At 70.8% G+C, this 18,695-nt stretch carries 22 protein-coding genes; 15 read left to right on the forward strand and 7 right to left on the reverse strand.

Going from position 1 to position 18,695, the window contains the following annotated elements; all coding sequences use genetic code 11:
* Window positions 1-193: 193 nt before the first annotated feature.
* Together DIE12_RS16935 and DIE12_RS16940 are read right to left on the reverse strand one after the other, a co-directional pair.
* Window positions 194-1,396 carry a DUF2242 domain-containing protein gene (locus tag DIE12_RS16935; RefSeq protein WP_124521315.1) on the reverse strand — a complete coding sequence of 401 codons (1,203 nt, stop codon included), beginning with the start codon at window positions 1,394-1,396 and terminating at the stop codon, window positions 194-196.
* 138 nt (window positions 1,397-1,534) lie between these two features.
* A complete protein-coding gene (locus tag DIE12_RS16940; protein WP_124487556.1) occupies window positions 1,535-2,428 on the reverse strand; it encodes a LysR family transcriptional regulator in 894 nt (297 codons plus the stop codon).
* Between the two features lie 108 nt (window positions 2,429-2,536).
* Here DIE12_RS16940 and DIE12_RS16945 point away from each other — a divergent pair, with 108 nt between their 5' ends.
* Together DIE12_RS16945 and DIE12_RS16950 are read left to right on the forward strand one after the other, a co-directional pair.
* Window positions 2,537-3,292, forward strand: coding sequence for a TerC family protein (locus DIE12_RS16945; protein WP_124487557.1), 756 nt, complete (start codon window positions 2,537-2,539; stop codon window positions 3,290-3,292).
* Between the two features lie 61 nt (window positions 3,293-3,353).
* Window positions 3,354-3,656 carry a zf-TFIIB domain-containing protein gene (locus tag DIE12_RS16950; protein WP_124487558.1) on the forward strand — a complete coding sequence of 101 codons (303 nt, stop codon included), beginning with the start codon at window positions 3,354-3,356 and terminating at the stop codon, window positions 3,654-3,656.
* A gap of 121 nt (window positions 3,657-3,777) precedes the next feature.
* Here the strand turns inward: DIE12_RS16950 and DIE12_RS16955 are convergent, their stop codons facing one another.
* Window positions 3,778-4,194, reverse strand: coding sequence for an Hsp20/alpha crystallin family protein (locus DIE12_RS16955; RefSeq protein ID WP_124487559.1), 417 nt, complete (start codon window positions 4,192-4,194; stop codon window positions 3,778-3,780).
* A gap of 16 nt (window positions 4,195-4,210) precedes the next feature.
* Complete coding sequence (locus tag DIE12_RS16960; RefSeq protein ID WP_044844922.1) at window positions 4,211-4,651, reverse strand: Hsp20/alpha crystallin family protein; 441 nt, start codon at window positions 4,649-4,651, stop codon at window positions 4,211-4,213.
* 245 nt (window positions 4,652-4,896) lie between these two features.
* On the opposite strand from DIE12_RS16960, the gene DIE12_RS16965 reads away from it, so the two are divergent.
* Window positions 4,897-5,814 (forward strand): 3-hydroxyacyl-CoA dehydrogenase NAD-binding domain-containing protein, encoded by a 918-nt coding sequence (locus DIE12_RS16965; protein ID WP_124487560.1) that lies wholly within the window; start codon window positions 4,897-4,899, stop codon window positions 5,812-5,814.
* Window positions 5,815-5,852: 38 nt separating this feature from the next.
* Here DIE12_RS16965 and DIE12_RS16970 read toward each other — a convergent pair whose 3' ends face one another.
* Both DIE12_RS16970 and DIE12_RS16975 read right to left on the reverse strand, forming a co-directional pair.
* Window positions 5,853-6,134, reverse strand: coding sequence for a DUF4148 domain-containing protein (locus tag DIE12_RS16970; RefSeq protein ID WP_124487561.1), 282 nt, complete (start codon window positions 6,132-6,134; stop codon window positions 5,853-5,855).
* A 171-nt stretch (window positions 6,135-6,305) separates the two neighbouring features.
* Window positions 6,306-7,154 (reverse strand): LysR substrate-binding domain-containing protein, encoded by an 849-nt coding sequence (locus tag DIE12_RS16975; RefSeq protein WP_039322076.1) that lies wholly within the window; start codon window positions 7,152-7,154, stop codon window positions 6,306-6,308.
* 333 nt (window positions 7,155-7,487) lie between these two features.
* On the opposite strand from DIE12_RS16975, the gene madL reads away from it, so the two are divergent.
* The 11 genes from madL (at window position 7,488) to DIE12_RS17030 (ending at window position 16,429) form a co-directional block, all read left to right on the forward strand.
* Window positions 7,488-7,883 carry a malonate transporter subunit MadL gene (gene madL, locus DIE12_RS16980; RefSeq protein ID WP_124487562.1) on the forward strand — a complete coding sequence of 132 codons (396 nt, stop codon included), beginning with the start codon at window positions 7,488-7,490 and terminating at the stop codon, window positions 7,881-7,883.
* A gap of 11 nt (window positions 7,884-7,894) precedes the next feature.
* Complete coding sequence (madM, locus tag DIE12_RS16985; RefSeq protein ID WP_124487563.1) at window positions 7,895-8,662, forward strand: malonate transporter subunit MadM; 768 nt, start codon at window positions 7,895-7,897, stop codon at window positions 8,660-8,662.
* 169 nt (window positions 8,663-8,831) lie between these two features.
* On the forward strand, window positions 8,832-10,505 hold the full coding sequence (mdcA, locus tag DIE12_RS16990) for a malonate decarboxylase subunit alpha (RefSeq protein ID WP_124487564.1): 1,674 nt from the start codon (window positions 8,832-8,834) through the stop codon (window positions 10,503-10,505).
* A gap of 10 nt (window positions 10,506-10,515) precedes the next feature.
* Entirely contained in the window at window positions 10,516-10,830 is a 315-nt protein-coding gene (mdcC, locus tag DIE12_RS16995; RefSeq protein WP_044844916.1) for a malonate decarboxylase acyl carrier protein, read from the forward strand.
* Window positions 10,827-11,762 (forward strand): biotin-independent malonate decarboxylase subunit beta, encoded by a 936-nt coding sequence (locus tag DIE12_RS17000; RefSeq protein ID WP_124487565.1) that lies wholly within the window; start codon window positions 10,827-10,829, stop codon window positions 11,760-11,762. The genes mdcC and DIE12_RS17000 overlap by 4 nt, the downstream gene beginning before the upstream one ends.
* Window positions 11,749-12,456, forward strand: a complete 708-nt coding sequence (gene mdcE, locus DIE12_RS17005; protein WP_124487566.1) for a biotin-independent malonate decarboxylase subunit gamma — start codon at window positions 11,749-11,751, stop codon at window positions 12,454-12,456. Before DIE12_RS17000 ends, mdcE begins: the two co-directional genes overlap by 14 nt.
* Window positions 12,443-13,111 carry a malonate decarboxylase holo-[acyl-carrier-protein] synthase gene (gene mdcG / locus DIE12_RS17010; RefSeq protein WP_124487567.1) on the forward strand — a complete coding sequence of 223 codons (669 nt, stop codon included), beginning with the start codon at window positions 12,443-12,445 and terminating at the stop codon, window positions 13,109-13,111. Before mdcE ends, mdcG begins: the two co-directional genes overlap by 14 nt.
* Window positions 13,108-13,974, forward strand: a complete 867-nt coding sequence (gene mdcB / locus DIE12_RS17015) for a triphosphoribosyl-dephospho-CoA synthase MdcB (protein ID WP_124487568.1) — start codon at window positions 13,108-13,110, stop codon at window positions 13,972-13,974. Before mdcG ends, mdcB begins: the two co-directional genes overlap by 4 nt.
* The gene (gene mdcH / locus DIE12_RS17020; RefSeq protein WP_124487569.1) at window positions 13,971-14,903 is read left to right on the forward strand and encodes a malonate decarboxylase subunit epsilon; all 933 of its coding nucleotides are present in this window, start codon (window positions 13,971-13,973) and stop codon (window positions 14,901-14,903) included. The genes mdcB and mdcH overlap by 4 nt, the downstream gene beginning before the upstream one ends.
* Window positions 14,904-15,063: 160 nt before the next feature.
* Window positions 15,064-15,585 carry a phospholipase D-like domain-containing protein gene (locus tag DIE12_RS17025; RefSeq protein WP_124487570.1) on the forward strand — a complete coding sequence of 174 codons (522 nt, stop codon included), beginning with the start codon at window positions 15,064-15,066 and terminating at the stop codon, window positions 15,583-15,585.
* 175 nt (window positions 15,586-15,760) lie between these two features.
* Window positions 15,761-16,429: a phosphoribosyltransferase gene (locus DIE12_RS17030; RefSeq protein ID WP_124487571.1), complete on the forward strand. Its 669-nt coding sequence runs from the start codon at window positions 15,761-15,763 to the stop codon at window positions 16,427-16,429.
* Here DIE12_RS17030 and phaZ read toward each other — a convergent pair.
* On the reverse strand, window positions 16,416-17,639 hold the full coding sequence (phaZ, locus tag DIE12_RS17035; protein WP_124487572.1) for a polyhydroxyalkanoate depolymerase: 1,224 nt from the start codon (window positions 17,637-17,639) through the stop codon (window positions 16,416-16,418). The two genes, DIE12_RS17030 and phaZ, sit on opposite strands and share 14 nt — an antisense overlap.
* 182 nt (window positions 17,640-17,821) lie before the next feature.
* On the opposite strand from phaZ, the gene DIE12_RS17040 reads away from it, so the two are divergent.
* Window positions 17,822-18,451, forward strand: coding sequence for a glutathione S-transferase family protein (locus DIE12_RS17040; protein ID WP_124487573.1), 630 nt, complete (start codon window positions 17,822-17,824; stop codon window positions 18,449-18,451).
* Window positions 18,452-18,695: the final 244 nt, after the last annotated feature.

The raw sequence follows: 18,695 nt of genomic DNA on the forward strand, positions 1-18,695 counted from the left end.
GACCGGTCGCGGGCATCCGCGGAATCGGGGGCGTGTCGTCTGTCGCGACGGGCTGTTTCCGCTCGCGGGTTAAGTCACGCCGGGCGCGCGCAGCCAGTGGCCGGGGGCAAGATCTTCTCGTCTGAGGGTGACGGGGCGGGGATCGGCCGGCGCACCGCGCGCACGGCGCGCGGCGCGGCGAGGGCGCGCGCGGTCAGTTCGCGGACGGCGCGCTGGCGCCGGTCGGCGCGGACGACGCGACGGGGCCGGCAGCAGCGGGTGCGGACGTCTTGCCTGCCGGCGCCGGAGCGGCGTTCGAGGGCGTCGGCGCGGACGCCGCCGGCGCAGGCACGGACGATGCCGCCGTGGTAGCGGCAGACGTCGACGTGGCCGGCGCCGAAGCGGAAGTGGGCGTCGAAGCTGAAGCGGGTGCGGAGGCTGACGCGGGCGTCGAAGCCGAGGTGGGCGCCGAGGTCTTAGCAGGTACCGCAGCCGAAGCAGGCGCCGAAGCCCGCGCCGAGGCCGAAGCTTGTGCCGAACCCGAACCCGAACCCGAACCCGAACCCGAACCCGAACCCGAACCCGGCGCGGCACCCGCCGCAGCCGCCGAACCCACGCCGGCTCCCAACCCCGACCCGACGGCCCGCATCGTCCCCGGCGCGACCACGGACGATGCCGCAGCAGGCACGGCCGGCACGACCGACGTGCCCTGCGTCGGCGCGACGCTCGGCACGGACAGCGGCACCGGCGCCGCCGGCGGCGTCGGCACGACCGGCGTCGTCATCTTCATCGGCTCGCCCTGCGGCGTCGGCGCGGGCTCGGGCAGCGGCGTCACGGGCTCCTTCTCGGCCGCCTTCACGGTCGCGCGATCGCGGCGGGCCGGATCGATCTTCAGGAAATGCTCGACGAGATTGAAGAAGCGCTCGTAGAACACGCCGGCGGGAATCGTCTCGCTCGCGGTCTTCACGAGCGCGTCGTCGCTCGACCCGATCGGCAGCGACAGCGAACCGAACACGCTGAGCCCGACGCTCGCCGACGTATTCGACTTCTTCAGCGTGTAGCGGTCCTGCACCGCGTTCACGTACGCGATGCTCGACGAGCCGTCGGCAGTCGCGTCCGCGCACACGACGTGAAACTCAATCACGACATGCATGTCGTTGCTCGGCTGGAAATTCTTGCTGCCGTCGACCGCGTCGTTGCGCGACGAGGACACGACATAACCCTGGCTCAGCAGCGCGCGCCGCGCGGCCTCGCAGGAAGCGTCGGATTTCGAGTGGAACGTGTGCGCATACGGGCTGCTCGTCGCGTCGAACTGCTCCTGCTGGTAGATCGGCTTGGGTGGCGACGAGCACGCCGCCAGCACGGTCGCGGCCGCGAGCGCGCACGAAACGGAAAACAGGCGAAATCGGTTGTGCATGGCGTCTTTCAATAGGCTCGGCGAGATGCCGCGCGGGGCTGCGGGCGCAACGCACGCGGCGGCGGGGCCGGTGCGATGCGCGTGGCAATCTCGTATGGCCGGGGCGTCATTATAGTTTCGTTTGATGTCGCGCTCGCTTCAGCCGGCCGGCGCCGGCCGCGCGGCGGCGAGCAAGCGCGACGCCAGCGGGTGGTGTTCGCCGCGCCGCGAGCGGATCGCATGGATCTCCTCGGTCACGTCGGCCGCGCGGCCGAGCCGGCGCAGCCCGCGCAGCAGCGATGCGTCGTTCGCGCCGAGTTCGCTGAGCGGAAACACGCCGAGGCCGCGCGCCGCGAACACGGCCATCAGCGCGCTGTCCTCGAATTCGCCGGCAATGCGGGGCACGATCCGTTCCCGCTCCAGCCACAGGTCGAGGCGCGCGCGCAGCGCCGAGTGGGCGGTCGGCAGCAGCACCGGCAGCTCGGCGAGGCACGCCGGAAAGCGCTGCCGCGCGGCCGGCGTGACGAGCGCCGCGGGCCCGTACCAGTCGACCGGCGACGCGACGAGCCGCTCGCTCGTCACGCGCAGGTTCGACCCCGACGGTGCACCCTGGCCCGCCAGCACGAGGTCGAGGTGATGGAGCGCCAGTTCCGCGAGCAGCGCGTCGTGCTCGCCCTCGTGGCACAGCAGCCGCAGCGTGGGCGTATCGAGCACCGGCGCGAGGAGCGCATGCGCGGCGAGCTTCGAGATCCCGTCCGCGAGGCCGACCGCGAGCCGCACGGTCGGCTGGCTGGCCGCCGCGCGCACTTCGTCGGGAATCAGCCGGCCCATCTCGAAGATGACCTCCGCACGCGCATACGCGGCCTGGCCGGCGTCGGTCATCGCGACACCGCGCCCGGCCGGGCGCAGCAACTGGTGGCCGAGCGACTTTTCCAGTTCGCGGACCTGCGCGCTGATCGTCTGCACGGCCATGTCGAGCCGCTCGGCGGCCCGCGCGAAGCCGCCTTCCTTCACCACGACCCAGAAATAGTACAGGTGTCGAAAATTCAGCATCGGATCGTTATTTCGTAAAAACCGAACCAAAGATCAGATTCTCTCTGATTTTTTCGAAGTCGTGGGGTGACTATCATCGGGCTTTCCACCTTCGAATCGGCCCTTTTCATGGACTACCTGCTGACGCTTGCCGCCGACCCCGCCGTCTGGGCCGCGCTCCTGACGCTCGTCGTGATGGAAGTCGTGCTCGGCATCGACAACCTGATCTTCATCTCGATCCTCAGCAACAAGCTGCCCGAAGCGCAGCGCGCCCGCACACAGCGCCTCGGCATCGCGCTCGCACTCGTGATGCGCCTCGCGCTGCTCGGCAGCGTCGCGTGGATCGCGAGCCTGACCGAACCCGTGTTCACGCTGTTCGATCACGCGTTCTCGTGGCGCGACATGATCCTGCTGTCGGGCGGCCTGTTCCTCGTGTGGAAGGCAACCACCGAGATCCATCACCACGTGTCGCATGACGGCGACGGCGCGGGCGCGTCCGGCGGCGCGGCCGGCCTGACGATGTGGGCCGCGATCGGCCAGATCGTGATGCTCGACATCGTGTTCTCGATCGACAGCATCGTGACCGCGATCGGCATGACCGAGCACGTCCCGATCATGTTCGTCGCGGTGATCGTCGCGGTGTCCGTGATGCTGTTCGCCGCCCAGCCGCTCGCACGTTTCATCGACCGCAACCCGACCATCGTGATGCTCGCGCTGTCGTTCCTCGTCGTGATCGGCATGACGCTGATCGCGGAAGGCTTCGGGTCGCACGTGCCGAAGGGCTATATCTACGCGGCCATGGCGTTCTCGGCGTTCGTCGAGGGCATGAACATGCTGGCGCGGCGTGCGAAGGCGAAGCGCGTGGCGCGGCGCGAAGGTCATTGAGCCAAGCGGGCGGGACGTGGCCCGCCCGCGATTCGGAATGTCCGACGAAAGGAGAAACGCGATGAAATGTCCGGTCTACAAGACGCCCGACCTGCTGATGGCCGAGCGGCAATCGATCGAGATCGACTACTGTCCGACGTGCCGCGGCGTGTGGCTCGATCGCGGCGAACTCGACAAGCTGATCGCGCGCGAAACCGGCGACGGGCCGGCGCGCCGCGACGAGGTGCCGGTGCGGCACGATGCGCAGGCGCCGCGCGGGCGTGACGACGGCTGGGGGCGCGACGGCCGCGTGCCCGACGACCGTTACCGGCACGACGGCCGGCGTCGCAAGAAGTCGGTGTTCGACCTGTTCGATTTCGATTGAACGCGACGGCGAGCGTGTACTGCTCGGCACATCGAAAAAAAGCCCCGCCGCGCGTCATGCCCGGCGGGGCTTCGTCATTCGTCATTCGTCATGCGCGTCGCGTGACGAACACGCGCCGACGTTACGCGTTGCCGGCCGTCACGTCGATGCGGCGCGGGCGCGTTTCCTCGCGGCGCGGAATCGTCAGCGTGAGCACGCCGTCGCGCAGGCCCGCATCGATCCGCGACGTGTCGAGGTCGGGGCTCAGCACGAACGTGCGCACGTAGCGCGGCGCGCGGACTTCGGCGTGACGCACGCGCAGGTCGGCCGGCGTGTCGATGCGTGTGTCGGCTTCGATCGTCAGCGTGTTGTCGTGCACCTTCACGTCGAGGTTTTCGCGCGGCACGCCGGGCAGGTCGGCACGCAGCGTGACGCGCTGCCTGTCTTCGACGATATCGACGGCCGGCGTGATCGCGGGCCGGCGCACGGCTTCGGCGGCGGCTGCCTGCGCGGCACCGGTCTGGCGTTCGGTCAGGGTCTGGCTCTGGCTCGTATTCATATCGTTCTCCTGAAGGTTACTGAACGGTGATCGCGCGCGGCTTCGAGGCCTCGCGCCGGCCGACGCGAATCAGCAGGCAGCCGTTCTCATAGCGGGCGCTGACGTTGTCGGCGTCCGCGTTCTGCGGCAGCTCGACCACGCGGCGGAACGCGCCGTGAAAGCGCTCCTGCGCGTAGGTGCGTACGTCGTCGCCGGCGTCGTGCGGTGCGGGTTTGCGCTCGCCGCTGATCGTCAGCAGGTCCTTGTCGATCGAGACGTCGAAGTCGGCCGCGGCCATGCCGGGAGCGAACGCGACGATCTCGATCGCGTCGTCGGTCGCGCCGACGTTCAGCGCGGGGAACGCGCTCGGACGCACCGCGCGGATGCCGGTCGGGGGCTCGCCGAACAGGCTCGCCATCTGCCGCTGTACCCGGGCGAACTCGTCGAACAGGTCGTGACCGAAATGAATACCGCTCATGAGGATCCTCCGGAACATGAGACGCGAAAGACACGATGGCGCGACGCCGATGGCGAGTGCGACGCACGGTTTTCCGCTGAGTCGAAACGGGGGCAGTGCGCGTGACGGGCACTGCCTGGCAACGGGTAATTAGAGGCCGCCGCGGTCGTTTTCAAGAGGGAAAGTGCAATCGGCATCAACGCGTCGTGACGGGGATCGATGCGACAATCGTCGCGCTATCCACAGACCACGGAGACGGAACGGACATGGAGATTCAACGCATCGCGATCGTCGGGGCCGGCGTGATCGGCGCGAGCTGGGCGGCTTTCTATCTGTCGAAGGGCTTCGACGTCGTCGCGACCGATCCCGCACCACAGGCCGACGCGCGGCTGCGCGACGCGCTCGCGGCCTTCCTCGGCGAGCGGGCCGCCGAACTTTCCGCGCGGCTGTCGTTCGACGCCGATCTCGTGCGCGCGCTCGACGGCGTCGATTTCGTGCAGGAAAACGGCCCCGAGCGGCTCGACCTGAAGCGCGCGCTGTACCGGCAGATGGACGACGTGCTGCCCGCGCGCGTGCCGATCGCGTCGAGCTCGTCGGGCCTGAAGATGTCCGAGATCCAGACCGCGTGCGACAGGCATCCGGAACGCTGCCTGATCGCGCATCCGTTCAACCCGCCGCACCTGATTCCGCTCGTCGAGCTGGTCGGCGGCAGCGCGACCGACCCGAGCGTGATCGCGCGCGTGAAGGCGTTCTACGACGCACTCGGCAAGCAGACGATCGTGCTCAACAAGGAGATGACCGGCCACGTCGCGAACCGGCTCGCGGCCGCGCTGTTTCGCGAGGTGTATCACCTCGTCGGCGAAGGCGTGGTGAGCGTCGCCGATGCGGACAAGGCGGTCGCGTGGGGGCCGGGCCTGCGCTGGGGCTTGATGGGGCAGTGCCTGACCTATCACCTCGGCGGTGGCGCGGGCGGGATCGCACACTTCCTCGAACACCTGTCGGGGCCGATCACGACGTGGTGGGACGACCTCGGCACGCCGTCGTTCGATCCGGCCGTCGATCGCAAGCTGAACGACGAACTGCGCGCGATCCAGGGCGAGCGTTCGATGCAGGAACTGGCGGCCGAGCGCGACCGGCTGCTCGTCGAGCTGATCGACGCGCGCCGCCGCAGCTTCCTGCCCTGAGCGCGTCGCCGCGCGGCGTTCCGGTCGCGCCGGGAAGGCTATTGCTGCAGGGCCGTTTGCGGTGCCGGCTGCGGCGTCTGCGCGAGCCACGCGGGCAGCGCGGCCTGCACCAGTTCGCGATTGCGCGCGCGCGTCGCGGTATCCGGCGGATAGTTACCGTCGTTGGTCGGCAATTCGCCGTCGAGGTAGGCCTGCTTCAGCTGGGCGACGACTTCCGCGCGCGTGAGGCCCTGCGCGGGGGCGGCGGCATCGGTTTGCGCAAAGGCGGGGGACAGCAGCGCGGCTGCGGCGGCCGCGACGGCGATTCGCACGACGTTCATGGTGTGCTCCGATCAAGGGGACGGGACAGCGGACGCGCGGCACACTGCCGTGCGTTCCGATGCGGCCCATTGTCGCGAGCGGGGACTGCGCGGACGCTGACGCGTTCCGGGCAAGATGGTCAGTTGCGCGCGAACACCGCGGCGGCGTTGGCGTGAAGGCGGCAGCCAGCCTTACAGCTCGGCCGCCGCCGCGATCAGCGTCGCTTCGAGCGCGAGCGTCGAGCGCGACGCGGCCGCCGGCCGGTCGATCACGTATTCGAGTTCGCCGAGTTCGGGGAGCCCCGCGTCGAGCCGCGCGAGCCCGGCCGGAATCACGTAGCCGGCGAACGCGCTGACGCCGAGCCCCGCGCTCGCGGCCGCGCGCAGCACCGCGATGCTGCTGCTCACGACGGCGATCCGGTAAGGGCGGCCGACCGCCTCGAGCGACTCGAGCACGCGGCGGCGCGATACGCTCGGCTCCGGATGCATCGCGAGCGGCAGCACGGCCTCGTGGCCGGTGATCCGCGAATCGGGGCCGGTGCACCAGTACAGCGGTTCGCTGCGGATCACGCGGCCGCGCCGGCTGCCCGCGACGCGTTTCGCGAACACGAGGTCGTGACGGCCTTCGTCGAGCGCATCGAACAGGTCGCCCGACAGCCCGGTCGAGATCGCCAGCTCGACTTCCGGATTGCGCTGCACGAAGCTCGCGAGCGCGGCCGTCAGGTGCGCGGACGCGAAATCCTCCGACATCGCGAGCCGCACCTTGCCCGACAGCGGCGGGCCACACACCGACGTGACGGCCTCGTCCATCAGCTCGAGGATGCGCACCGCGTAGCGGAACAGTGCATCGCCGTGCTGCGACAGGTGCACGTTGCGCGTGTCGCGCTCGAACAGCGGCCGGTCGAGCAGCTCCTCGAGGCGGCGAATGTGCTGGCTGACGGTCGACTGCGACAGGCTCACGCGTTCGGACGCGGCGGTGAAACTGCCGGACTGGGCGACGGCGACGAAGCTGCGCAGCAGCTCGGGCGGTAATGGACGCATTGCTAAATCCACTGAATCGGTTTCGACAACTTCATAAATGGCCGGATGGTGCGGCGCTAGTATCGGATCACGCGCTGGTGCGGCCCATGCAAACGGGGCGCACCGGACGCGTAGCCCGTGTCGCGCCGCCGGCTCCATCGGTCAGTCTAAGCCATCCGGCGTCCGGCCCGAAACCGCATCATCCCATCGACCGCCTGAGAACGCGCTCGCACGACGAGCCGCCGGGCCGCGGCGCCCCGCCGCAGGAGACACCCAGTCCGCGCCCGGAACCGGCATGCGGGCCCGACTCCCGCACGCGTCAGGCACCCGTCACGAAGAGACTGGAGACGACTCATGATCATCTACGGAACCGCGCTGCTGGCGTTCTGCCATCTGGCCGGACTGTTCCTCGGCGACCTGCTGGGCGCAGCGATCGGCGTGAAGACCAACGTCGGCGGCGTCGGCATCGCGATGCTGCTGCTGATCTGCCTGCGCCTGTGGCTGCACCGGCGCGGCTGGCTGCCGAAGGAGACCGAGGCCGGCGTCGGTTTCTGGGGCGCGATGTACATCCCGGTCGTCGTCGCGATGGCCGCGAACCAGAACGTCGTCGCCGCGCTGAAGGGCGGGCCGGTCGCGCTGCTCGCCGCCATCGGCGCGGTCGCGATCTGCGCATGCTGCATCGCGGTACTCGTGCGCACCGGGCGCGACGACACGGCCTTCGCGGGCATTCCCCAATTCGAAGAACAGTAACGGAGGCCGCCATGCTGCAGATGCTCGAAAAAACCGTCGCCCACAACGGGCTCGTCGCGTCGTTCGCGCTGGTCGGCCTGATCATGTGGCTGTCGTCGCTCGTGTCGCGCAAGCTCACCTTCGGCCGCGTGCACGGCTCCGCGATCGCGATCGTGATCGGCCTCGTGCTTGCGTACGTCGGCGGCGCGTTCACCGGCGGCGAGAAGGGGCTGGCCGACGTCAAGCTGTTCGCCGGCGTCGGCCTGATGGGCGGCGCGATGCTGCGCGATTTCGCGATCGTCGCGACCGCGTTCGAAGTGCAGCCGACCGAGGCGCGCAAGGCCGGCCTCGTCGGCGTCGTGTCGCTGCTGCTCGGCACCGTGCTGCCGTTCATCGTCGGCGCGTGCATCGCGCGCGCGTTCGGCTATACCGATGCGGTCAGCATGACGACCATCGGCGCGGGCGCGGTCACCTACATCGTCGGGCCCGTCACGGGCGCCGCGATCGGCGCGAGCTCCGACGTGATCGCGCTCAGCATCGCGACAGGCCTCGTGAAGGCGATCATCGTGATGGTCGGCACGCCGGTCGCGGCGAACTTCATGGGCCTGAAGACGCCGCGCTCCGCGATGATCTTCGGCGGCCTCGCCGGCACCGTGAGCGGCGTGAGCGCGGGCCTCGCGGCGACGGATCGCCGGCTCGTGCCGTACGGCGCGCTGGTCGCGACGTTCCATACCGGCGTCGGCTGCCTGCTCGGGCCGTCGGTGCTGTTCTTCACGACGCGCGCGCTGGTCGGCGCATAGCCGCCCAAGCGTGCGATCCGGGCGACCGGTGCGCAAGCGCCGGCGCGCGCGGGCCGCGGCGGGGCCGCATCCATCGCGGCGTCCTCTGAGTCGCATTCGTCAACATCATCAATCGGCGGCGGCGCCAGGCTTAGAATGCCGCTGAACCATCGAAGCGGGAGAACTGTTCATGACGGGATGGAATCACGCGCGGCAGGCGCGCGATGCACGCCTCACGGCCGGCGCGGCTTTCGCGTGGCCCAAGGCCACTTCCTCCGGGGCGCGCGGCAAGCGGGTCGATGCGCGCGACACCGTCGCGTTGCTCGAAGCGGTGCTGCGGCCCGGCGACCGCGTTTGCCTCGAAGGCGACAACCAGAAGCAGGCCGACCTGCTCGCCACCGCGCTCGCCGACGTCGACAGCGCGAAGATCCACGACCTGCACATGGTGCAGTCGGGCGTCGTGCTGCCCGAGCATCTCGACGTGTTCGAGCGCGGCATCGCGAAGCGTCTCGACTTCGCGTATTCGGGCCCGCAGTCGCAGCGCATCGCGAAGCTGCTGTTCGGCGGCAAGATCGCGCTCGGCGCGGTGCACACCTATCTTGAACTGTTCGCCCGCTACTTCATTGATCTCACGCCGCAGGTCGCGCTGATCGCGGCGGTCAGCGCCGATGCCGACGGCAACCTGTACACCGGCCCGAACACGGAAGACACGCCGACCGTCGTCGAAGCCACCGCGTTCAAGGACGGCATCGTGATCGCGCAGGTCGACCGCATCGTCGACAAGGTGCCGCGCGTCGACATTCCGGGCGATCGCGTGCATTTCGTCGTCGAGGCCGGCCGGCCGTTCTACGTCGAGCCGCTGTTCACGCGCGACCCGGCCGCGATCACCGAGACCCAGATCCTGACCGCGATGCTCGCGATCAAGGGCATCTACGAACCGTACGGGATCAAGCGCCTGAACCACGGGATCGGCTTCAACACGGCCGCGATCGAGCTGCTGCTGCCGACCTACGGCGCGAAGCTCGGGCTGAAGGGCAAGGTCTGCACGCACTGGGCGCTCAATCCGCACCCGACGCTGATTCCCGCGATCGAATCGGGCTGGGTCGAGCAGGTTCACTGCTTCGGCTCCGAAGTCGGGATGGACGACTACATCCGCGCGCGCTCCGACGTGTGGTTCACGGGCCCCGACGGGTCGCTGCGCTCGAACCGCGCGTTCTGTCAGACCGCAGGCCTCTATGCGTGCGACATGTTCATCGGTTCGACGCTGCAGATCGACCTGTCGGGTCATTCGTCGACGGTCACGGCCGAGCGCATCGCCGGGTTCGGCGGCGCGCCGAACATGGGCAGCGACGCGCGCGGGCGGCGTCACCCGAGCGCGCCGTGGCTGAAGGCCGGCGCGGAGGCCGACCCCGACACGCCGGCGGCGCTCAGGCGCGGCCGCAAGCTCGTCGTGCAGATCGGCGAGACGTTCGGCGACAAGAACGTGCCGATGTTCGTCGAGAAGCTCGACGCGCTGAAGCTCGCCGACAAGCTGCAGCTCGACCTCGCGCCGATCATGGTCTACGGCGACGACGTCACGCACATCGTCACCGAGGAAGGGATCGCGAACCTGCTGATGTGCCGCGACAAGGACGAACGCGAGCATGCGATCCGCGGCGTGGCCGGCTATACGGAAGTCGGCCGCGGCCGCGATCGCAGGCTGGTCGAGCGGCTGCGCGAGCGCGGCGTGATCCGCCGCCCGGAGGATCTCGGTATCGATCCGCTCGACGCCGACCGCCGCTGGCTTGCCGCGCGCTCGATCAAGGATCTCGTGCACTGGTCGGGCGGCCTGTATGCGCCGCCGGCCCGGTTCCGCAACTGGTGAGGACAAGGGCATGGAACAGTTGAACTATCGCTTCACCGCGCGCGAACGCGCGCAGGGCGAACTGGCCACGGCGCTCGTCGGCGTGGTCGCGTCCGGCAATCTCGAGGTGCTCGTCGAGCGCGTGCTGCCGGGCAACGAATGCGAGATCGATATCCGCACCGCGGCGGTCGGTTTCGGCGCGGTGTGGCAGGCCGTCGTGTCGGACTTCGTCGAACGGCGCGCGCCGGGCGGCCTGAAGCTGTCGATCAACGACGGCGGCGCGCGGCCCGACATGGTGTCGCTGCGGCTCGCGCAAGCCGTGCGCGCGATCGAGGGAGGCGCATGATGACCGACGCGATCCACGACGCACCCGCATTCGTCGCGAACCGCGCGAGCTGGTACGAAGCGTCGGCGCGCCAGCGCGTCGACGGGCTGCTCGACGCGGGCAGCTTCACCGAATTTCTCGGGCCGGGCGATCGTGTGACGAGCCCGCACCTGCCGCTGTTCGACCTGCCGCAGCAGTTCGACGACGGGATGGTGGTCGGCCGCGGCCGGCTCGACGGCACGCCGGTGTTGATCGCCGCGCAGGAGGGCCGCTTCATGGGCGGCGCGTTCGGCGAAGTGCACGGCGCGAAGCTCACGGGGCTGCTGCGTGCGGCGCGCGACCTCGGCACGCCGGTGCTGATCCTGTTCGATACGGGTGGCGTGCGGCTGCAGGAAGCGAATGCGGGCGAACTGGCGATCGCCGAGATCATGCGTGCGCTCGTCGAGGCGCGTGCGGCCGGCGTGCCGGTGATCGGGCTGATCGGCGGGCGCGCGGGCTGCTACGGCGGCGGCGGCCTGCTCGCCGCCTGCTGTTCGGCGCTCGCGGTGTCCGAGCAGGGGCGCATCAGCGTGTCGGGGCCCGAGGTGATCGAGACCAATCGCGGCGTCGAGGAATTCGATGCGAAGGACCGTGCGCTGATCTGGCGCACGATGGGCGGCAAGCACCGCCGGCTGATCGGCGGCGCGGACCGCTACGTGGCCGATACGCCCGACGCGTTTCGCGCGGCCGCGCTCGACCTGATCGGCCGTGCGCCGAAATTCGACGCGGCGATGCTGCGCGCGGAGCAGTCGCGTCTCGAAGCGCGCGTCGAACGGTTCGGCGCATGCAAGGACGCGCTCGACGTGTGGCGCGCGCTCGGCGCGAGCGAGCCGGAAACGATTCCCGGCATGTCCGACGGTGAATTCGCGAAGCTCGCCGATCAACTGCAGGAGCCGCAGCATGACGCTCGATGAAGTACTGACCTCGCTGTTCCCGAACGGCCACGCGATCACGCGAACCGGCGGCTTGCTGGCGGGCCACGCTGATCTGACCGGCACGCGCGTCGACGTGATCGGCGTCGCCGACCGGCTGCCGTTCGGCATCGACGAAGCCGTGACGCTCGCGTCGCACGTGCTCGACACGATCGGGCGCGGCGGCGACACGCCGATTCTCGTGCTCGTCGACAGCGACAGCCAGCGGATGAGCAAGCGCGACGAACTGCTCGGCCTGAACGAAGGCTTGTCGCATCTCGCGAAATGCCTGATGCACGCGGAGCTCGCCGGGCACCGGACGATCGGCCTGCTGTACGGCCATACGGCCGCGGGCGCGTTCATCGCGACCGCGCTCGCGACGCGCACGCTGCTCGCGTTGTCGGGCGCGGAGCCGGAAGTGATGGACCTCCCGTCGATGTCGCGCGTGACGAAGCTGCCGATCGACGTGCTGAAGGAGATGGCGCGCTCGACGCCGGTGTTCGCGCCGGGGCTCGACAATCTCGTGAAGATGGGCGCCGTCGACGCCGTGCTCGACCCGGCACGCGCGCTCGACGCGCAGGTCGCCGAATGGCTCGGCAAGCCGGCCGATCGCAACGACGTGCGTGCGGCGCGCGGCCGGCCGGTCGCGGCCGACGTCACGCGCCGTGTCGAGGCACTCGCGCGTGCCGCACGCTGACACGCCGCTGCGCCGCCACACGCTCGTCACGCTGACGGCGGCAGGGTGGGGCGCGGCCTGCGCGCGCGATCCCGCGCTGGCGGCCGATCCGCTCGTGCAGGCGTGGGCCGCGCACGGCTGGCCGCTGATCGTGCGCCGCGCGTCGCCCGACGAGGCCGATGCGGGGCGCATCCCGCTCGGCTTGCCGCTGCCGCCTTCGGCGGGCAAGCGGCGCATTGCAATGAACGTCGCCGCCGACGCCCTCGCGTCGGTCGGTCCGCTGCCCACGCTCGCCGATGTGCTCGCTGTCGCGCCCGACGCATGGCACGCGACGCTGCGCGACCTGGCTGCGCTCGGCGCCCGCTGCGGCGTGCAGGGCCGCGTATTCGGCAGCCTCGCATGGCAGGCGCTGACGGGCGAGCGCTACCTGAGCGCGTCGTCCGATCTCGACCTCGTGTTTCCGCTGCCTGACGCCGCATCGCTCGCCGCGCTGCTCGACGGCCTGGCGACACTCGATGAACACGCGCCGATGCGCATCGACGGCGAACTGCTGCGCGACGACGGCGCCGGCGTGAACTGGCGCGAGCTGCATGCGCGGCTGCCTGAAGTCGCGGTCAAGACGGCGATCGCCGTCGAATTGATGCCTGCCGACGCATTCACCGGAGGCACGCGATGAGTGCGTGGGCCGCCTGCCGCGCGCCGGCGCCGTCCGATGCCGAGCGCATCGCCGAACTCGCCGAGCACAGCCTCGTGCTGGAAATCGACACCTATCCGAAGCCGGGCCTCGTCAGTCACGTCGACACCGGCAGTCACGCGGACATGGATGCCATGATGTTCGTGCGCAGCGCGGCCGTGCTGCGGCCGTACTTCGCGGAGCTCGCCGAAGCCGGTGCGCGTGACGCCGACATGGCCGTGCTGCGCAAGATCGGGCTGCGCGCGGAACACGCGATGCTTGCCGCGACCGGCGGCGTCAACACGCATCGCGGCGCGATCTTCGGGCTCGGGCTGCTGTGCGCGGCCGCCGGCCGCCGCACGGTGCCGGGCACCGCGGCACGCACGCTGACGCTCGGCGCGTTCGTCGCGCGGCGCTGGGGCACTGAGATCCTCGGCGGCCCGCGGCTGCCCGACAGTCACGGCGAGCGCGCGAGCCGCCGCTACGGCGTCGGCGGCGCGCGTCGCGAGGCGGCCGACGGGTTCACGACCGTGTACGACGTCGGGCTGCCGGCCCTGCGCCGCGCGCAACGCCGCGTGCCGGACGATCCGGAGGCCGCGCGCGTCGACGCCTGCTTCGCGCTGATCGCCGCGCTCGACGATACGAACCTGCTGCACCGCGGCGGGCAGGCCGGCCTCGATTTCGCGCGCGCCACGGCACGCGCATTCGTTGCCCGCGGCGGCATCCGCGCCCGCGACTGGCGACTGCGAGCGGCCGCCGCGCACCGCGCGTTCGTCGCGCGCCGGCTGAGCCCGGGCGGCGCGGCCGACCTGCTGGCGATGAGCGTGTTCGTCGATGCGCTCGAGACGAACGAGGCGGGACGATGACGCTGGCGATCCTCTGTTCGGGGCAAGGTGCGCAGCGTGCGGACATGTTCGAGCTGACCGGCGCGGTGCCGCAAGCCGATGCGCTGTTCGCGCACGCCGGCCGGCTCCTCGGCGACGATCCGCGCGACTGGGTGCGGCACGCCGAACCGGATGCGCTGCGCGAGAACCGCGCTGCGCAGATCCTCTGCACGGTGCAGGCGCTTGCGGCGACGATGTTGCTCGAGGCGATGTGGCCGCGGCGTCGTTGCGTCGCGGGGTACAGCGTCGGCGAAGTCGCATCGTGGAGCGTCGCGGGGATGATCGATCCGCACGATGCGCTGGCGCTGGCCGAGGCGCGCGCGCGCGCCATGGATGCCGCGAGCGGCGGCGATGAACGGATGGCATTCGTGCGCGGGCTCACGCGTGCGCGGCTCGCGCAACTCTGCGACGGCCGCGATGCGGCGATCGCGATCGCCAATCCGGGCGATGCTTACGTGCTGGCCGGGCGGCAGGCCGACGTCGCCGCGGTGGCCGACGCCGCCGCACGCGACGGTGCGCTGCGTGTCGCGCCCGTGTGCGTGCGGATCGCGTCGCACACGCACCGGCTCGCGGCGGCGGTGCCCGCGTTTCGCGCATCGCTGGCCGCTGTCAACGTGCGCCGGCCGCCGCCCGGCACGCGACTGTTTTCGGGGATCGACGGCGCGTCGGTGCTCGATGTCGACGCCGGGCTCGACAAGCTTGCGCGCCAGATCGCGGAGCCGGTCGAGTGGGCGGCCTGCCTGGCCGCGTGCGTCGAGGCCGGCGCGACCGCGTTTCTCGAACTCGGCCCGGGCCGCGCACTGGCCGAGATGGCGGGCAGCGCGTATCCGGCGCTGCCGGCACGCAGCGTCGCGGATTTCCGTTCCGTCGACGGTATCGCGAGCTGGCTCGCGCGCGTCGCGGCCGGCTGACCGGCGGCGGGCGAGCGGCCGGATCACGCGCCGCAACCGCTTCGAATCCGCGTCGAATCCAGTTCGAAATCTGCCTGCCGACCGGTCGTTCCGCGCCGGGTGTTGCGCCGGCGCAGCAGCGCTGCAGCAGGCGCTTGTCAAGCGAATTGGCGTCGCTACAATGGCGCCCGCCATGAGACCAGCCGCCTTCCTCGTCGCCGCGCTTTGCTGTGCGGCGACCGCCCACGCCAGCCCGATTCCGTCCGACGCCGCCGCGGTCGGCAGGTACTTTTCGTATGACAATGCGGCGGCCGACGCGACCGTCGACCTGATCGGTCAGGCACAGCGCCGCGTGCTGCTGGCCGGCTACGCGTACGTGCCGCCCGCGGTCGCGGCGGCGCTGCGCGCGGCGCGTTCGCGCGGGATCGACGTACGGGTCGTGCTGGTGCGCTCGCCGCGTGCGGGCAAGTACAGCGGCGCGGGCTATCTGAAATCGGCCGGCATCGACGTCGCGATCGATTCGCGGCACGGCGACCCCGCACCGCGTTTCGTGATCGTCGACGACAGCGTCGCGCTGACGACGCTGTCCGACGACGCGGCCGCGCACGCGGAAACGGTCAACGTGTTCCAGCGCGCGCCGGAACTCGCGCAGTCGTACGCGCAGTCGTTCTGGCGGCTGTATCGGCAGGCCGGCGGGCTCTGAGCGCGTGACGGCAGCCCGCCCCGGGCGAACGCCATCCATCCTTGTCAGTGCCGCGATCCGCCTGCCGCGCACGCCGGTATGACCCCGCTTGCATCGGCGTGTCCGATGAACCATGCTCGTTGAACAGGTGCCGGCGCGCAGGTCGCGCATCCGGCCCAACGGCAGGGAGCCGATCTTGACCGAGTGTTTTGCCGATCGCGCCGACGCGGGTCGTCAGCTTGCGCTCGCGCTGCACGACTATGCGGGGCGTCGCGACGTCGTCGTGCTCGCGCTGCCGCGCGGCGGCGTACCGGTTGCATTCCCGATCGCGCAGGCGCTGCGCGCGCCGCTCGACGTGCTGGTCGTGCGCAAGCTCGGCATGCCCTCTGATCCCGAATTCGCGATCGGCGCGATCGCGACCGGCGGGGCGATCCACCTGCAGCACGCGGCGATCCGCGCGATGGGCGTGTCCGATTCCCAGCTGGCCGACGTGATCGTGCGCGAGACCGCCGAACTGCAGCGCCGCGACACGCTGTATCGCGGCGCGCGGCCGCCGCTGCCGGTCGACGGCCGCATCGCGATCGTCGTCGACGACGGCATCGCGACCGGCGCGTCGATGCGCGTCGCACTGCAGGCGCTGCGCAAGCGCCATCCCGCGCGCATCGTGGTCGCCGCACCCGTCGCGCCGGCCGGCGCCCAGCATGCGTTCGACGATCTGGCCGATGCGTTCGTGACGGTGTCGCAGCCGCTGCGCTTCTTCGGGATCAGCCAGTTCTACGCGCGTTTCGACCAGACCGGCGACGACGAGGTGCGCGCGCTCCTCGATGCTGCCCGCGGGCCGGACGACGACCTCACGTCCGCCTGACCCGGCGCCGGCGCGATCCCGGGCGAACGGCTTCGGCCTGCGCGAACATGCGCTGCAGCGCCGGATGGACGTTGCCGTGCCAGCGCGCGCCCGTGAACAGCCCGTAGTGATCGCAATCGTCGATATCGAGACGCTGGCGCTCGCCGGCCTTGAGGCCGCGGCACATGTCGAGTGCCGCATGCGTCTGGCCGGCGCCGGTGACGGCGTCGCAACCGCCTTCGACCGTCAGCAGCGCGACGCCGCGCAGCGCGGCCGGCTCCACGCGCTGGCCGCCGACTTGCCACGTGCCGTTCGCGAGGCACATCCGCTGGAACACGATATCGACGGTGTCCAGGAAGTATTCGGCCGGCATGTCGAGCAGCGCCGTGTATTCGCGCAGCGCGCGCCGCGCGTCCGCCAGCGCCGTCAGGTCGAAGTGCGACGCGGCGCGCGCGTAGTCCTCGATCAGCGTCAGGAAGCGTTGCGGATACAGCAGCGCGATCTCGCCCTGCTGAAGATAGGTCGGGAACACGTGCCGGCCACGGCCGGGGAAGCGGGGCGGCACGATGTCGATCAGGTGGCGGCGGCACCACGCGAGCGAACGGGACGCGGCCGTGGTGCCGAGCGTGGTCGGGTTGATGCGTGCGTCGAGCGGCCCGCCGATCAGCGTGACGCTCGCGGGCGGTGCGTGGCCGCGCGCGGCGCGCAGCGCGAGTGCGCCGAGCGCGGGAACGGTGGCCTGGCATACGGCGACGACATGCAGCGGCCGGTCGTCGCGGGCGAGCGCGTCGACGAAGCCGTCGAGCGTCGCCACGTACTCGTCGAGCCCGAAGCGGCCCGCCGCGAGCGGGACGTCGCGCGCATTGACCCAGTCGGTCACGCAGACGTCGCCGTCCGCGAGCAGCGCCTCGACGGTCTCCCGCATCATCACGGCCGCGTGCCCCGCTAGCGGCGCGCACAGCAGCACCGCGCGCCGCGCATCGTCGCGTGCGAAGCGCCGCAACTGGCAGAACGGCGTGCGCGCGACGATCCGCTCGTCGACGGCCGGCCGCCGGATCTCGAAGCGCGGCGGCCCGGCGGCCGGCCCGAGGAGCGGTTCGAACAGGTCGTCGTAGCACGACGACACGGCGTGCGGCAGCGTCGCGGCGGGCCATACGTCGAACGCGTGGCGCGTCGCTTCGCGCCAGGCGCGCATCCATTCCCGCTGCTGCTCGACGACGTCGTACCACATGGCGAACCTCGAGGCGGAAGGGGGATGAATCTGCATTATGGTCACTCCGGGCGCGCAGCGGGTGTCGGAAACGTGACCGGACGACGCGGATTTCGCCGCGCGTTTCGGCGGCATCGCGCTAGGCACCGGCGCACGGCGCTGCTACAGTCGTCGGTCCCATTCCCTCAAGCGGAGCGTTTGCGATGAAGCTGATCGGCATGCTGGATTCCCCGTTCGTGCGCCGTGTCGCCATATCGGCGAAGCTGCTCGACCTGCCGTTCGAACACGAGTCGGTCTCGGTGTTTCGTCAGTTCGACCGGTTCCGGTCGTTCAGCCCGGTCGTGAAGGCGCCGACGCTCGTGACCGACGACGGTGCGACGCTGATCGATTCGTCGCTGATCGTCGACTACCTCGACCATCGCGTCGCGCCGGAGCGGCGCCTGTTGCCCGACGCCGCCGACGCGCGGCTGCGCACGCTGGTGCCGGTGGGCCTCGCGCTGGCGGCGGCCGAGAAGACGGTGCAGGTGGTGTACGAGCACGCTTTGCGGCCGACCGACAAGCAGCACGCGCCCTGGCTCGAGCGCGTGCTGAGCCAGCTCGAGGCTGCGTACGGCGAACTCGAGCCGCTCGTCGCGGCCGCGAACGGCTGGTTCGGCGGCGCGCGGCTGCTGCAGTCCGACGTGACCGTCGCCGTCGCCTGGCGCTTCACGCAATTCATGGAAGCCGATTACCCGGCGCTCGCGCGGATCGATCCGGCCCGGTATCCGGCGCTGGCCGCGCATTCGGCGCGTGCGGAAGCGCTGCCGGCGTTTGTCGAGACGCCGCTCGCCTGAACCCGGCGTCGATCGCGGCGGCACCGGAACGACGGCGGGCGAGGGCGGCGCGTCCGGCCCCGCCGCGTCGGAACCGGGCCGGCATTCTGCGCGTATCGACCCAACCGCAGTCCGCGGCGCGTCCGACCGCGCGTTATTGTTCGGCGCGACGTGCTGAAAACCACGTCGCGCCGCTGCGTCTTATGCGCCCGCGCGCTCGTGCGCTGCCCGCCCGGCCCCGTCCGGCAAGGACGTGCCGATTGTT

The sequence above is a fragment of the Burkholderia sp. Bp9015 genome, assembly GCF_003853505.1.
Taxonomy (GTDB): domain Bacteria; phylum Pseudomonadota; class Gammaproteobacteria; order Burkholderiales; family Burkholderiaceae; genus Burkholderia.